The sequence below is a fragment of the Castellaniella defragrans 65Phen genome (genome assembly GCF_000612685.1).
Classification (GTDB): domain Bacteria; phylum Pseudomonadota; class Gammaproteobacteria; order Burkholderiales; family Burkholderiaceae_B; genus Castellaniella; species Castellaniella defragrans.
In genome coordinates this window covers 202,589-216,831 of sequence record NZ_HG916765.1, presented here as the reverse complement: position 1 = coordinate 216,831, position 14,243 = coordinate 202,589, and the positions used below count along the sequence as shown (strand labels likewise).

Annotated in this window: 18 protein-coding genes; 10 read left to right on the top strand and 8 right to left on the bottom strand. The window is 63.0% G+C overall.

What is annotated here, in order from left to right; all coding sequences use genetic code 11:
* Positions 1-75: 75 nt before the first annotated feature.
* Positions 76-360: a heavy-metal-associated domain-containing protein gene (locus BN940_RS00995; protein WP_052355503.1), complete on the top strand. Its 285-nt coding sequence runs from the start codon at positions 76-78 to the stop codon at positions 358-360.
* Positions 361-693: 333 nt separating this feature from the next.
* On the opposite strand, the gene BN940_RS00990 is transcribed toward BN940_RS00995, so the two are convergent.
* From BN940_RS00990 to BN940_RS00975, 4 genes are all read right to left on the bottom strand, one after another.
* On the bottom strand, positions 694-1,104 hold the full coding sequence (locus BN940_RS00990) for a hemerythrin domain-containing protein (protein WP_043679179.1): 411 nt from the start codon (positions 1,102-1,104) through the stop codon (positions 694-696).
* A 219-nt stretch (positions 1,105-1,323) separates the two neighbouring features.
* A complete protein-coding gene (locus BN940_RS00985; protein ID WP_052355502.1) occupies positions 1,324-2,598 on the bottom strand; it encodes an MFS transporter in 1,275 nt (424 codons plus the stop codon).
* A 117-nt stretch (positions 2,599-2,715) separates the two neighbouring features.
* Positions 2,716-3,141, bottom strand: a complete 426-nt coding sequence (locus BN940_RS00980) for an organic hydroperoxide resistance protein (RefSeq protein ID WP_043679176.1) — start codon at positions 3,139-3,141, stop codon at positions 2,716-2,718.
* 101 nt (positions 3,142-3,242) lie between these two features.
* Positions 3,243-3,734, bottom strand: coding sequence for a MarR family winged helix-turn-helix transcriptional regulator (locus BN940_RS00975; RefSeq protein WP_043679173.1), 492 nt, complete (start codon positions 3,732-3,734; stop codon positions 3,243-3,245).
* A 138-nt stretch (positions 3,735-3,872) separates the two neighbouring features.
* Between BN940_RS00975 and BN940_RS00970 the strand changes: the two genes are divergently transcribed.
* The 6 genes from BN940_RS00970 to BN940_RS18155 all read left to right on the top strand — a co-directional run bounded on the left by BN940_RS00970 (position 3,873) and on the right by BN940_RS18155 (position 8,003).
* Entirely contained in the window at positions 3,873-4,988 is a 1,116-nt protein-coding gene (locus tag BN940_RS00970) for an NAD(P)/FAD-dependent oxidoreductase (RefSeq protein WP_043679170.1), read from the top strand.
* Positions 4,989-5,118: 130 nt separating this feature from the next.
* Complete coding sequence (locus BN940_RS00965) at positions 5,119-5,415, top strand: antibiotic biosynthesis monooxygenase family protein (RefSeq protein WP_043679167.1); 297 nt, start codon at positions 5,119-5,121, stop codon at positions 5,413-5,415.
* A gap of 324 nt (positions 5,416-5,739) precedes the next feature.
* A complete protein-coding gene (locus BN940_RS00960; RefSeq protein WP_043679165.1) occupies positions 5,740-6,000 on the top strand; it encodes a ribbon-helix-helix domain-containing protein in 261 nt (86 codons plus the stop codon).
* An 8-nt stretch (positions 6,001-6,008) separates the two neighbouring features.
* On the top strand, positions 6,009-6,329 hold the full coding sequence (locus tag BN940_RS00955; RefSeq protein WP_043679162.1) for a type II toxin-antitoxin system RelE/ParE family toxin: 321 nt from the start codon (positions 6,009-6,011) through the stop codon (positions 6,327-6,329).
* Positions 6,330-6,409: 80 nt separating this feature from the next.
* Positions 6,410-7,555 (top strand): hypothetical protein, encoded by a 1,146-nt coding sequence (locus tag BN940_RS18160; RefSeq protein ID WP_084330435.1) that lies wholly within the window; start codon positions 6,410-6,412, stop codon positions 7,553-7,555.
* A gap of 10 nt (positions 7,556-7,565) precedes the next feature.
* Positions 7,566-8,003 carry a TOTE conflict system archaeo-eukaryotic primase domain-containing protein gene (locus tag BN940_RS18155; protein WP_198408282.1) on the top strand — a complete coding sequence of 146 codons (438 nt, stop codon included), beginning with the start codon at positions 7,566-7,568 and terminating at the stop codon, positions 8,001-8,003.
* 98 nt (positions 8,004-8,101) lie between these two features.
* Here BN940_RS18155 and istB read toward each other — a convergent pair whose 3' ends face one another.
* The gene (gene istB / locus BN940_RS00950) at positions 8,102-8,899 is read right to left on the bottom strand and encodes an IS21-like element helper ATPase IstB (protein WP_173424572.1); all 798 of its coding nucleotides are present in this window, start codon (positions 8,897-8,899) and stop codon (positions 8,102-8,104) included.
* Positions 8,896-10,215 (bottom strand): IS21 family transposase, encoded by a 1,320-nt coding sequence (gene istA / locus BN940_RS00945; RefSeq protein WP_084330434.1) that lies wholly within the window; start codon positions 10,213-10,215, stop codon positions 8,896-8,898. Before istA ends, istB begins: the two co-directional genes overlap by 4 nt.
* Before the next feature lie 100 nt (positions 10,216-10,315).
* On the opposite strand from istA, the gene tnpA reads away from it, so the two are divergent.
* From tnpA to BN940_RS00930, 3 genes are all read left to right on the top strand, one after another.
* A complete protein-coding gene (tnpA, locus tag BN940_RS20275; RefSeq protein ID WP_043679159.1) occupies positions 10,316-10,669 on the top strand; it encodes an IS66 family insertion sequence element accessory protein TnpA in 354 nt (117 codons plus the stop codon).
* Positions 10,669-11,025, top strand: coding sequence for an IS66 family insertion sequence element accessory protein TnpB (gene tnpB, locus BN940_RS00935; protein WP_043679156.1), 357 nt, complete (start codon positions 10,669-10,671; stop codon positions 11,023-11,025). The genes tnpA and tnpB overlap by 1 nt, the downstream gene beginning before the upstream one ends.
* Positions 11,026-11,145: 120 nt before the next feature.
* Positions 11,146-12,660 (top strand): IS5 family transposase, encoded by a 1,515-nt coding sequence (locus BN940_RS00930; RefSeq protein ID WP_148304855.1) that lies wholly within the window; start codon positions 11,146-11,148, stop codon positions 12,658-12,660.
* A 92-nt stretch (positions 12,661-12,752) separates the two neighbouring features.
* Here BN940_RS00930 and BN940_RS00925 read toward each other — a convergent pair whose 3' ends face one another.
* On the bottom strand, positions 12,753-13,745 hold the full coding sequence (locus BN940_RS00925) for a restriction endonuclease (RefSeq protein WP_043679153.1): 993 nt from the start codon (positions 13,743-13,745) through the stop codon (positions 12,753-12,755).
* A gap of 26 nt (positions 13,746-13,771) precedes the next feature.
* Complete coding sequence (locus BN940_RS00920; protein WP_043679151.1) at positions 13,772-14,089, bottom strand: HVO_A0114 family putative DNA-binding protein; 318 nt, start codon at positions 14,087-14,089, stop codon at positions 13,772-13,774.
* Positions 14,090-14,243: the final 154 nt, after the last annotated feature.

The following is a 14,243-nucleotide window of genomic DNA, read 5'->3' as shown; positions in this document are numbered from 1 at the left end:
CGGCCTAGAAGATGTATTTCAAATGGATCTATAACCCTGCCCTCATCGAGGGCTTCCCCCGTTCGCGAGGACCCCATGGAAGCAGCAACCCTGAAGCGTTCTTCCCAGAAAACCGCCACCCTGCGCGTGGTCGGCCTGCGCGGCCCATCCTGCGCCGACACCGTGGACCGGGCCCTGGCCGCCGTGCCCGGCGTCTCCGAGGTCACGGTCTCGCTGGCCGATGAAAAGGCCACCGTCACTTTCGACACCGCCCAGGTCTCCGTCCAGCGCCTGCAGGTCGCCGTCCAGGACGCCGGCTACGAAGCCCTCAAGCCCGTCCACGGCGAAGACGGCAACTGCTGCGGAGGGTGTGGGGGATGAGACAGGACATGGAATAGCCCCTGCGGGCTATTCCATGCCTGTCGAATCCGAGCGGCTTGCAAGCCGCGAGGTGGAGGGATGCTACAGGCCAGGAGCAGTCCCTGCGGACTGCCCCGTGCCGGAATTATCGGAGCCACCTGCAGGTGGCGACGTGGAGAGACGCTCCGGCTTGAGAGCCCCTGCGGGCTATTCCATGCCTGTCGAATCCGAGCGGCCTGCAAGCCGCGAGGTGGAGGGATGCTGCGGCTTGAGAGCCCCTGCGGGCTATTCCATGCCTGTCGAATCCGAGCGGCTTGCAAGCCGCGAGGTGGAGGGATGTTCCGGCTTGAGGCCTCACAAAGCCTCGACCTGAGGATAGAACTCGGTGTTCTCGCGCTGGATCCTCCGATGCAGCGCCTTGAGCACCGTGTTGCAATCGCGCCGGAAGCCCTCCGGGTCGCCCCCGACCGCGGACTCCGCGCCCCAGCGCTCGACGAAATGGCCGAATCCGCTGGCCAGCGTCTTCATTTCCTCCTGGTATTCCCGCGCCAGGCGCGCCACCTGCGCGTCGGCCTGCTTTTCCAGGCGCGGATAGAGAATGTCGTTCTCGATCGAGAGATGCAGCGCGACCTTGGACTTCATCAGCCGGATCTCGCGCGCCAGCCCCGAGGCGTTTTCCGCGACACCGGCCGCCGCCAGCTGACGCATGCGATGAATGATCTGCAGAATCTGGACATGCTGCTGCTTGAAGCGTTCGATATCCATGGGGCACCTGTGTTCGGATAAGGGGGCGATCAGGGGTGTCGTCCGCCCCGCTCGGATGCGCGGGCCGGATGAGCAGCACACTAGCATAGCTGCATTTCCGGCCACCACTTTTCCCACCACTTTCGTAATGTCTTTATCCGCACGGCCCCGCGAGTGTCTGTCCGAAGCGACAGTCCGGCGAGCCGGAGGGGAGGCCGCGCCGGCCTCCCGCAGCCACGGTCACACCGTCCCGGTCAGCTCCGTGCCTGCCCGCGGCGCGCGCTGGTACGAGTAGTGCATGAACACCAGCGACACGCAGACCGTGCCGTAGAGCAGCATGAAGGCGCTGGAATAGACGCCGGTGATGTCCAGCAGCGCGCCGAACAGGATCGGCAGGACGAAGCCGCCCAGGCCGCCCGCCAGGCCCACCACGCCCGAGACGGCACCGATGTTGTCCGAATAGTCGTCGCTGATGAACTTGAAGACCGAGGCCTTGCCGATGGCCATCGCCACCCCGACCACGAACAGCAGGATCGTGAACACGGTCGAATTCAGGCCGATATGCAGCGACACCGGCCCCTGCAGCGTCTGGATCGTCATCTGCGTCTGCGGATAGGACAGCAGGAAGAAGCAGACCCAGCAGACCCACATCACCCACCACGTCACCGCGTAGGCGCCGAAGCGGTCGGAAAACCAGCCGCCCAGGGCGCGCAGCACACCGCCCGGCAGCGAAAACACCATCGCCAGGAAGGCCGCCAGCGTCAGGTCGAAGCCGTATTCCGCCACGTAGTATTTGGTGGCCCACAGGGCGAGCGCCACGTAGCCGCCGAACACCACCGAGTAATACTGGCAGTAGCGCCAGACGCGGGGATCCTTCAGCACGCTCAACTGCTGGCGCAGGCCGACGGCGGACGGCGCCCGATGCGCCGGATCCGAATGGCTGAACAGCCAGAACAGCACCGCGGTGCCCAGCATCAGGGCCGCGTAGGCCCGGGGCAGCATCGTCCAGCCGAACGCGCCGATGACGAGCGGCGCCACGAACATGTTCAGGGCGGATCCGGAATTGCCGGCGCCGAACACCCCCATGGCGAAGCCCCGGCGCTCCGGCGCGAACCAGCGCGCCACATAGGGGGTGCCCACCGAGAACGTCCCGCCCGCAAGACCCACGAACAGGGCCAGCACCAGGAACTGGGCATAGGTGGTCGCATACGACATCAGGTACAGCGGCGGCACGCAGACCAGCAGCACCAGCACGAACACGATCCGGCCGCCGAAGCGGTCCGTCAGCATGCCCAGGGGTACGCGCACCAGGGAACCGGTCAGCACCGGCGTGGCGATCAGCAGGCCGAACTGGGTTTCGTTCAGGCTCAGCTCGGTCTTGAGCGGCACGCCCAGGACCGAGAACATCGTCCAGACGGCAAAACAGATCGTGAAGGCGAACGTGCTGGAGAACAGCACGGACAGCGCCTTGCGCGAGGCGGCGGGCGCCGGCTGCGGCGCGGCATTCGATGACATGGAAATCTCCCTTTGCGGGGCGTCGGCCCCTCCGGAAGATCATACCCACATGCATCGTACGGTCATATGACCTAGGTCAGTCCGCATGAGCGCCGCGGCGCCCATGCGCCCGCGGGCTTACTGCACCGTCAGCTTCACGTCCACGTTGTTGCGCGTGGCGTTGGAGTAGGGGCACACCACGTGCGCCTTCTGCACCAGGCCTTCGAGCGTGGCGCGATCCACGCCGGGGGCGGAGATCTTCAGTTCCACGGCGATGCCGAAGCCGGTGGGGATGGGACCGATGCCCACGGAACCGGACACCTCGGTCGCGTCGGGCAGCTTCACGCCGTCCTTGCCGGCGACCAGCTTCAGCGCGCCCAGGAAGCACGCCGAATAGCCCGCGGCGAACAGTTGCTCGGGGTTGGTGCCGTCGCCGCCGGCTCCGCCCAGTTCCTTCGGCGTGGACAGCTTGATCGCCAGGCGGCCGTCGGACGACTTGGCGCTGCCTTCGCGGCCACCGGTGGCGGTGGCGTGGGCGGTGTAGAGAACGTTTTCGACTGTCATGCTTGGACTCCTTGTGGTGCGATTCCAGGGACGCCGCCGGCACCACGATCGGCGGCGTTCCGTGAACGGGCTGGCCTGGGCCTGATCCGGATGGACAGGCCCTAGTCCGGCGCCGCGCGGTTTTCGAGGGTGGCGGACGCGGCCAGCAGGTGCGCCCGCAATTCCTCCAGCTCGGCCTTCAGCACCCGGGCGTGGTCGGGTGAGCAACCCGTGGCGCACAGCACGCCTTGCGGGACGGCGCCGGCGCGGCGCCACAGTTCGCGCCCGGCCGGTGTCAGCATCACGTGTACCTGGCGCTGGTCGTCGGCCGCGCGCTCGCGGCGCAGCAGGCCCAGGGCCTGCAGCCGCTTGAGCAAAGGTGTCAGCGTGGCCGAGTCCAGGTACAGGCGTTCTCCCAGCGCCGTGACCGTCGGCCCGTCGGCTTCCCACAGCACCAGCATCACCAGGTACTGCGGATAGGTCAGGCCCAGGCCCGCCAGGTGCTTGCGGTAGATCTTGCCCATCGCCAGCTGCGCCGAATACAGCGCAAAGCAGAGCTGGGCATCCAGCGTGAGGCTGATGGGCGGCTTGGCGGGGAGGTCGGTGCGATCCATGGGTACATTTTATATAGCGCGCTATTTAATAGCAAGCGATATTTATGATCGGCAGACAGCTGCCTGGACGGCAAGAGCCGCACCGGCAACGGAAAAGCGGCGATACACTTTCCTTCATACATCTGAAAGGAAACCACCATGACGGATCGCGTCGACTGCGTCGTCATCGGAGCCGGTGTCGTCGGCCTGGCGGTGGCGCGCGCCTGCGCCCTCGCGGGCTGGGAAACCATCCTGATCGAAGCCGAGCACGCCATCGGCACCGGCACCAGTTCACGCAACAGCGAAGTCATCCACGCGGGCATCTACTATCCGCGCGGATCGCTCAAGGCCCGCCTGTGCGTCGAGGGGCGGCGGGCACTGTACGCCTACTGCGACTCGCACGGCATTCCCCACCGGCGCTGCGGCAAGCTCATCGTCGCCACCCGGGACGAGCAGGTCGAGGCGCTGCGCCGCATCGGCGCGGCCGCGGCGGCCAACGGCATGGACGACCTGCGCTGGCTGCAGCGCGGCCAGGCGCAGGCGCTGGAACCCGCGCTGCATTGCATCGCCGCGCTGGAATCGCCGTCCACCGGCATCATCGACAGCCACGGCCTGATGCTGGCGCTGCAAGGCGATTTCGAGACCGCCGGCGGCATGCTGGCCTTCCGCTCCCCCGTCACCGGCGGCCAGGTGCTCGGCGACGGCTCCGGCATCCTGCTGCGCACCGGGGGCGACGAGCCCATGGAGCTGCTGGCCACCCGCACCGTCAACTGTGCCGGCCTGCAGGCGCAGACCGTCGCCGCCGCCATCGTGGGCGTTCCGGCCGCCTCGATCCCGCCCGGACGCTACGCCAAGGGCAACTACTATTCCCTGTCGGGCGCCGCACCCTTTTCCCGGCTGATCTACCCGATCCCGGAGCCCGGCGGCCTGGGCGTGCACCTGACCCTGGACCTGGGCGGACAGGCCCGCTTCGGCCCCGACGTCGAATGGATCGACGCCCTCGACTACACCGTGGACCCCGCCCGCGCCGAGGGCTTCTACGCCGCGATCCGCCACTACTGGCCCGGACTGCCGGACGCAGCCCTGCAGCCGGGCTACGCCGGCATCCGCCCCAAGCTGGCCGTGCCCGCGGGCCAGGACGCCGACTTCGTCATCCAGGGCGCCCGCGCGCACGGCGTCCCCGGCCTGGTCAACCTGTACGGCATCGAATCCCCGGGCCTGACCGCCTGCCTGGCCATCGCCGGCGAGGTGATGCGCCGGCTGGAAGCCCCCTGAACCAGCGCCCACCGCCCCGCCCGCCCGGATACGCCCCAGGCGGGCATCGGCCCGGGCATCGACCGGCACGACGCATGACACGGTGCATAATCATGGCATCGTCCTCAACCTTCACCCACAGGAACCCGACATGATCCGCGAAATGGCCCACATCACCGTGAAACCCGGCACCCAGCCCGACTTCGAGGCCGGCGTCCGCAAGGCGCTGCCGCTCTTTCACCGCGCCCGGGGCTGCAAGCGCGTCGAGCTGCACCACATCATCGAAAAGCCCGAACAATACGTGCTGATGGTGTACTGGGAAACGCTGGACGACCACATGGTCCATTTCCGCCAGTCGGAAGATTTCCAGGCCTGGCGCGGGCTGGTCGGCGGGTTCTTTGAAAAGGCGCCGGAAGTGGTGCACTCGGAAGTGACGATCGAGGAATAAGCGCCGCCGGCCGCGGCGGGGCGGGCATCCGGCGCACCGCCTCCATCTACTTCCCGATACAGAAGGGTTTATTGAGTCGTATCTTTTTGATTTTAAATGGTATTTAAATGTGACGTTGACCTGCTTGGACCTATTCTTGGACCCAAAGCCGATATGTATCTCTTGATGTCTCTCCATGGCGTATTGCGGATCATCTCTGCTGCCAGGCTTGATGAAATGGATGTGCTATTGGTTGCATGATCCGCGCAGTCCTGCACCGCTCAGACTTGTTGGTGTATTCATTATTGAGTATATTGAAGACATCAAGACTGCAAGGAGCTGATCATGCCCCGCACGAACACCACGACCATGACAGTACGCCTCAGTGGCTCTTTGAGCGAATTCGTTGCCGCAAATGTGGGTGAGCAAGGCGACTACGAGAACGTTAGTGAGTATGTCCGCGACCTCATTCGTCGTGACAAAGAAACCAGGGAAGCGGCTGCCTTCGAGCGGCTCAAGGCCGAACTCACCCACGCTTGGGCGGCGCCAGAGTCGTCATACCAGCCCTTGACGGCAGCAGACGTCATCGCGCGTAACCGAGTCTGATTGCCGTCATGGGCAAGGCACAGATACGCGTTCAGGAAGCCGCGTCCTGGCGGCTGGACGACATTTATCGCTATACGCATGAGCGTTGGGGGGCGCAACAGGCCGAGCGCTACATCACGGGTTTATTTGATGCGTTCGAGGGTATTGCCACACACCAGACGGCGTCCCGTGCCATTCCGGCTGAATTCGGTATAGATGGCTATTTCTTCCGTTATGAGCGGCACTTTGTCTATTGGCGCCGTCTCTCGAACGGCGATATCGGTATCGTGACCATTCTGCATGAGAAGATGCACCAGATAGGGCGCTTGCGCGAGGACTTTGGTCTTTGAGTGCGAGACTTGCGCTGAGGCTGGACGCAAGCACACTGATCACGCGATACAGAGAATAGAGTCAACAAGACATCCTTACTATGAGTGAATACCAGTACTACGAGTTCGCGGCGATCGACAAGCCCTTGACCCGCACCGAAATGGCCGAGCTGCGCGCTGTTTCTACCCGGGCGATCATTAGCCCCAGCGGTTTTACCAATCACTATGAATGGGGCGACCTCAAGGCCGATCCTGCTGATTGGATGCGGCGCTATTTCGATGCCTTTGTTTATTCAGCCAATTGGTGCAGTTGCCATTTGTCGTTGCGACTGCCGAAAGTCGTTTTCCGAAAGGCCGAGCTGAATGCTTTCATCCGCTCTGCTGTATTGTCGATTGACACTACCGATGCGCACTGGATATTCAGTTGGACGTTGGCGGAAAGCGAAGACTATGACCGCTTTTCCGAAGACGATGGCAGCGGCTGGATGCGTCGCTTGGTTCCCTTGCGCGATGAGTTGATGCGCGGCGACTTGCGGCCTCTGTACCTGGGCTGGTTGGCGGCTGGCGATGCCTTGCACGATGACGTGCTGGAGCCAGAAGTGCCTGCTGGACTGACAGCCCTCTCACCAGCGCAGCAAGCCTTGGTCGAATTTCTGGAAATTGATCTGGATCTGCTTGAAGCCGCCAGCATGGCCAGTGCCGCAGCCACGGCGCTGCATGATGAAACGCTACCAATTTCCACTTGGCTGGACACCTGGCAGACAACGGATATGCAGGATGTGCTCAAGACAATTGCATTGGGCCGGGGCCAGGAGGCGGAACGTCGGGTGAAGTCTCACTATGCTGCTTGGCTCAAGGCACAGCGCCCGACATCTTCGGGTGTTCCGCGACGCAGAGTGGCAGAGCTGCGTGAGCTGGCGAAATCGGCGGGTGAGCGCAGGCGGACTCGCGAAGCCGAGGTGCATGCAAAGCGCGAGGCGGAACGTCGCCAAAAGCGCGAGGCCGAATTACGCCGCATCATGGACACGCCGGACAAATACTGGCAAGCAGCGAGCGCACAGGCATCCCGTGGAAGTGCATCCGGCTATGAAAAAACGGTCAGTCTGCTGAAAGTGCTCACCGAAGGGTATGCCTTGGTTGCCGGGCCGGACGCTTTCGAGCGCCAGTTGCGGCGCTTCCTTGTCCCTCATGCCAAGCGGGCGGCGCTGCTGCGTCGCCTGACCGAAGCGGGCTTGTGGTCAGGATGATGCATAGGCGATGACTGGCCGCGACGACGAACTCGCCCGCCTTCGTGCCGAGAACGTACGTTTGGTCGGCCTGCTCGAAGCGCACGGTATTGCTTGGCAATCGCCTGCGCCGCTCTCTAAGCCTTCGGCAACCTTATCGTTGAGCACTGACGAAAAAGTCGCGCTCTTTGGCCGGTTGTTCCGGGGCCGCACCGACGTTTATCCAGTCCGTTGGGAAAGCAAAGCGGGCAAGAGCGGTTATGCGCCTGCCTGTGCCAACGAGTGGCGCCCCGGTGTCTGCGAAAAACCTCGCATCAAATGCGGTGACTGCCAGCAGCGGCAACTGTTGCCGTTGACCGATCAAGTCCTTTTCGATCACCTGGCGGGACGCCATACCATCGGCCTTTATCCACTGCTATCAGGCGATGCTTGCCATCTGCTTGCCGTAAGCGCTCCATCTCCTCCATAATTGTTCGCTCTCGGGCCTTCCGGCATCGTATCGGTGTTGAACAAATGTCAAGCGACACCAGGAATTGACCCCCTGGCGACACCTAAAACTGACCCCCCCTACGGTTGAACGAACGGCTGCCCGATGGCAGCAGAACTGGGTTTGATGAGCCCTGCCTTACGCTTTGTACGCAGCCGGTAGCTGTCGCCCCGGATGGTGAGGACATGGCTGTGATGCAGCAACCGATCGAGGATGGCGGTAGCCACCACGGCGTCGCCGAAGACCTCGCCCCATTCGCTCACGGCGCGGTTGCTGGTCACCAGCAGGCTGCCCCGTTCATAGCGCCGCGAGACAAGCTGGAAGAACAGGTTTGCCGCCCCCGGCTCCAGGGGCAGGTAGCCCAGCTCATCGATGATCAGCAGCTTGGGCTTGGCGAAGTGACGCAGGCGTTCCTCCAGGCTGCCCGCGGCATGTGCACTCACCAGTTGCGTGATCAGCGCCGTGGCCGTGGTGAACAGCGTCGAGTAGCCCGCCCGAACGGCTTCACGCCCCAGGGCGACGGCCAGGTGGCTCTTGCCCACCCCGGGCGGCCCAAGCAGCAGCAGCGCATCGCCGTTGGCAATCCACCGCCCGCAGGCAAGCTCCCTGATCTGCGCGGGGTCTACAGCGGGCTGGGCACTGAAGTCGAACCCGTCCAGGGTGCGCACGAACGGGAAGCGGGCAATCGACAGCCCCATCTGGATGCGGCGGTCCTCCTTGCGGGCCACCTCCTGCGCGCACAGGTAGGCAAGCGCCTCGCGCAGGCTCAGCTCCTGGCGCGCCGCCTCATCGAGCAGGGTATCGAGCCGTTCGCGGATCGCCGTGAGCTTCAGGCGCCCAAGCATGGCGTCGAGCCGGTCTGGATCCTGGATGATCATTGCCAGCCTCCGCCGGTGATCGCCTCGTAGACCGAGAGGTCGCGCTGCAGCAGTGCCTGTGGCACGACGGGAATGGGTCCCTGCACCTGATCGCCGGGTGCCGTGGACCTTGAGGGCTGCCCCGGGGCTCGGTAGCCAACGATGCCCTGCAGGTGCTCGGGCAGGCAGCGCGTCTGGCGCCGCCCGGCAAGCTCGGGGTGGCAAGCGACCTCGCGCCCGTCATCGAGCACGCGCAGCTCGCAGCCCGCGATATGAACCTGTACCAGGCGCCCCGCCAGGCGCCACGGCACGCTGTAGCGATTGGTGTCGACCTCGACGGTGGCGTCGCGCGCGACGCGTCGCGACAGACTGCGCGTCTGCTCGAAGGGCGGCCGATCCGCCAGCGGCATCAGGTGCAGGCGCTCGAGACGGAAGCGCTCTGCGGGGATCTCGCCCGTGGTGCCGTGCACCCGCTGATCGGCCACCTCGCGCATCCACCAGTCCAAGTGGGCTTGCAGGTGCGCCCAGGACTCGAAGGTGTGGCCCGCCATGGCGTTGCGCTTGACGTAGCCCACGCTCCTCTCGTCCTTGCCCTTAGTGCGCGGCCGATAGGGGGCGCAGGCCACGGGCCGGAACCCCCAGTGATGCGCCAGCGCGCGGAACCGGTCATTGAAGACCACCTCGCGGCTGGCCGCGTCGTGGTGCTCGACTAGCGCCCGCGCGTTATCGACCAGGACCTGGCGGGGAACACCCCCAAAGTGCTGCAGCGCCGCCTCGATCCCAGCAAACCAGGCCGACTGGTGCTGGTGCGGGAAGGCCTGCACAAAGATGCGACGGCTGTGGCCCAGCGTCGCAACAAATAGCTGCACGCCGACTTCCGCACCAGCGATCTGGGCCTTACGGCTGCCAAAGTCGATCTGCATCTGCTGGCCCGGCGGCGTCTCGAAGCGCACGGTGGCCTGAGCGCAGGCGGCCAGCTCCCGGCGCCACGGGGCACAGGCCCGCTCCACCGTGCGTAAGCTCACCGTGATGCCATGCTCGCTGCGCAGCTCCTGCTGCACGACAGCGGCGTTGCCTGCATGGGCCATGAAGCGCTCGCGCAGCCACGGCGCCACGCCGTCGAGTGCCCGCATGCGCTGCGGGCTTGCGTACGGTGCCCAACCGCCCTGGCGCAGATAGCGCTTGACGGTGTTCCTACTGATCCCCAATTCGGCGGCGATACGCTTGGTTCCCCAGCCGCAGGCCTTGAGCCGACCGATGGCGACGACATCCTCTGGGCTTTGCATCGGTTCCCCCCGTGACTGAACAAGGGGTTGGTTGTACTCGGCTTCTTGCATGGATGATCCCTCCTGATGTGATCATGAAGGGGTCAGTTCTCCATGTCGCCAGGGGGTCAGTTTGTCATGTCGCCTGACAACAAATACCGGAGAATCGAGAATGTCAGATGGAAAGGAAAGGGATCAGGCTTACTGGGAATCTCATCTGGAGTCGATCACCCGCGAAGGGATCGGCACCAAGGCTTACGCCCAACGTGAGGGTATTGCCGTCTGCAGCCTGTATTATTGGCGCCGACGTCTGAAGGCTCAGTGCCATGGGCCGCAGTTGCCGACCCAGAGCGCGAATGCCACGGCCGCACGGTTGTTCGTGCCTGTGAGCATGGACGCCGGCAGCGTCCCGGTCAACCGCTATATCCTGTCGCTGGGCTGCGACCTGCGCCTGGAGCTACCCGGGCTGCCCAGCCCACAGTGGCTGGCCCAGGTCAGTCAGGCGCTGCAAGGGCAGGCGCGCTGATGCACCCGGGCGCTTCAATCGGGCAAGTCTACCTGTGCTGCCTGCCCGTGGACTTCAGAAAGCAGATCGACGGCTTGGCGGCGCTGGTGGAAAGCGAACTGGAGCTGAACCTGTTTGGCGATGCGCTGTTCGTGTTCGCCAATCGGCAACGCAGCCGGATGAAGATTCTTTACTGGCATCGAAACGGCTTTTGCCTATGGCAAAAGCGGCTGGAGAAAGCACGTTTTGCGTGGCCGGCGCCGGGCTCTGGCCCCACTGTAACGCTCACGCCCAAGGAGCTGGAGTGGCTGCTGGAGGGCTTCGATCTATGGGCAAATTATCCTCACAAAACTCTGGAATATCAATCAGTTATGTAATCGGCCCTGAATTATAAATAACTCATTGATTTTATTGTAAAATAAAGCCACTCCAGACTATCAAATCCCCCAAAAACAGCCCGCTGGGGCTCATTTTCTGGGAGATTGCCCCGAAACCGCATGAGCCAGATTGACGATTTTTTCCGCAGCCGCCTGGACCAGATGATTGATCTGCGTAAACCCCTGGCGGTGCTTGCCACGCATATTCCTTGGCAGGAACTGGAGGCGGCTGTCGCACACCGTTTTGCGCGTCAGGTGCGCACCGGCCGGCAGGTTGAGGATATTGATCTGTTTGGCCCGACGATGGCCGTGGTAGGGGCCGGCCATTCAAACGCGGGGCGTCCCCGGCTGCCGATGCGGCTGATGATTTCGCTGCTGTATCTGAAGCACACCTTCAACGAGAGCGATGAAGGCGTCTGCGAACGCTGGAGCGATGCACCCACCTGGCAGTATTTTTCGGGGCAGGAGTATTTCGAGAATCGCCTGCCGTGCGATCCCAGCGCCATCAGCCGATTCCGGGGGCTGTTGGGTGAGGAAGGCGTCGAAGAGCTGCTGGTGCAGACTTTGGTGGTGGCCATCAAGCTGGGGCTGATCGAGCGCACGGCGATGCAGTCGGTGATAGTGGACAGCACCGTGCAAGCCAAGGCGGTGGCGCATCCCACCGACAGCCGTTTGCTGGAGGTGGCGCGCCAGAAGATCGCCTGCGCGGCCAAGGCGCACGGCATTGCGTTAAAGCAGAGCTACGCCAAGGAAGGCCGGGAGCTGGCCAGGAAAGCGGGCCGCTATGCGCATGCCAAGCAGTATCGGCGCATGCATAAGACGATCAAGCGCCAGCGCACGATTCTGGGCCGTCTGGCGCGTGACATTGAGCGCAACAAGACAGTGCTGGCGCAGAGCATCCAGGACGCCTTGGACCCGTTATTGGCTCGCGCACATAAGATCGCGGCTCAGAGCCGTCGGGGCGCGAAGGTGAAGGGAAAAGACAAGGTCTACAGCTGGCACGCCGATGAGGTGGAGTGCATCAGCAAGGGCAAGGCCCGTACGCCCTATGAGTTTGGAGTGAAGGTGGGCATTGTCACCACCTTGAAGGGGAATCTGATCGTGGGAGCACGCAGCTTCCCTGGCAATCCGTACGATGGCCACACACTGGCCGAGCAGTTGGAGCAGTCCCGCATCCTGATGGAGGCGGTGGACGTGGCTCCGCAGACCGTCTACACGGATCTGGGCTATCGAGGCGTTGATGCCGAGATCCCGGAATATAGCCTTAAACACCGAGGCAAATTCAAACGTCTCACCGACCAGGAGCGCCGAATGCTTAAACGGCGCCAGGCGGTGGAGCCGGTCATTGGGCATCTGAAAAGCGATCATGGAATGAATCGCTGTCATTTGAAAGGCCAAACGGGTGATGCGATCCATGCGGTGTTGTGCGCGGCAGGCTTCAATATCAAGTGGCTGCTGCGCATGATTGCCCGCAAGGGCATCGGCCCTTTATTTTTGTGCCGATTTATTGCGTGGATTGGTCGTCAGATTCAACGCCTGATGCCCATGATGGGCTCAAGAGGCGATTGGGTTGATCCGGTGGGCTGCCTGCCCTATCGAAATCCGTGGCCTCGGATCGCCGGAAATTCGGCCTGAAACAGGACAAATGAATTTTTCAGGGACGACTAATGTGGCGATAAAGCGTTCAATCAGTTTTTCAGTAGACGTCACTTGTTATCCCTATGGCATCAGGCAGGCCAGTACAGCCGCTTCAGCGGCACGATTCGTTTGGTTTCGGCATCAGTGGCGTCGTAGTGCTCGATCAGGGCGCGCACCACATGATCCAACGTCCACATGGCCAGCGGAATGGATGCCCGGTCCGCTTCGTACTGCGCATCCTTGGTGAAGCCACCAGTGCTGACATATAGCCCACGATCATCCTTGTGACGACCGCCGAGGAAACTACGGATTTCCTGACTGCCCATCTGCCCCTTGCGGTGCTTGACCTCCACGACGATGCGTGGATGTTCGAAGCCAAAGCCGTCTGGCGAGGCGACGATGTCCTTGCCCCGATCTGCTCCCGGGGGCGAAACCTGGGTCTTGTAGCCCATGGCTCGCAGGATGCCGGCGACCAGTTGCTGCATGTCGTCCCAGTCGAGTTCGTTGACCCGGTCCTTGATGCGCTCCAGCGCCTGGGACTCGATGTCGGCCAGTGGATCAGCGATGACTTCCACGGCTTCATCTTCCACGGCTGGAGCTGGTTTACCCTTCAGCGCCGCCAGCACTTCGGCTGCCGCGCTGGACGGCACCTCGAACAGGGTCAGGGTCGAACCCAGGCTGTTCTTTGTGCTGGTGCCCAAGCTGTCGCGTGGCAATTCCTGCGTTTGCCACTGTACCTTGCGCGCCAGTGGCATGCCTTGTTCGGCCCACTCAGGGTGGTGTTCGGCTGGCCCCGTGACCTTGCCGATCGAGTACAAGCGATTGGCTGGCGAATAGGTGACGATCCAATCACCATCCTGAATGTCGTTGACGAAGCGCCAGACCTGGGATGCGCCCGATACCACCGTGCCTTGTTTTGTTTGGGGCTCGGCAGATTGGTACAGGGCGATTAGCTGCTTGCGCCCGACACCGGGTCTGGCATGGGCTGCCAATTGATTCCAGCCCACGGCAGCTACGCCTCGTTCTCGAAAGGCGTCATACAAGCTGCCGGCTTCGCCTCGCACCATCCACATCCGTGCCATTGCATTCCCTCTCTTATTCGTAGCCATCAATCCAGCACCACCAGAAACTCAGTCGCCAGCGCTGTCGGCTGAACATCCCGAACATTGCGCTGTAGCGAAACCAGGCCGTAATCCGCCATCATCCGCAGAGTGCGCGACAGGTTCGGCACCTTGCGGCCGCTGAGTTCGGCCAGTTCGGTCAGAGACTTGGGTTGTTTGTCGTGGATCAGGCGCAGCAGGCGGCGATTGTCGTCCGACAGCACCGCTGCCAGTGATGCCAGGGATGGAAACCAAATGCTGGGCGTTTCGCTTCCCTTTGGTGGCGAGCCTTCTGGCTGTCGGATACCCACAATGCAGCGCTTCATGATCGCAAATCCAATGACACGTTGATTCAAAATTGTATCAGTGTCTGATAATCATCGTCGATCTTAAATGCCTGCCACAAGGGAAAAGGCAAGGGCAAGGGCAAGGGCAAGGGAAGGGTAATCAAGGGTCAACGGCCCTACCCAAAAAGGGAAA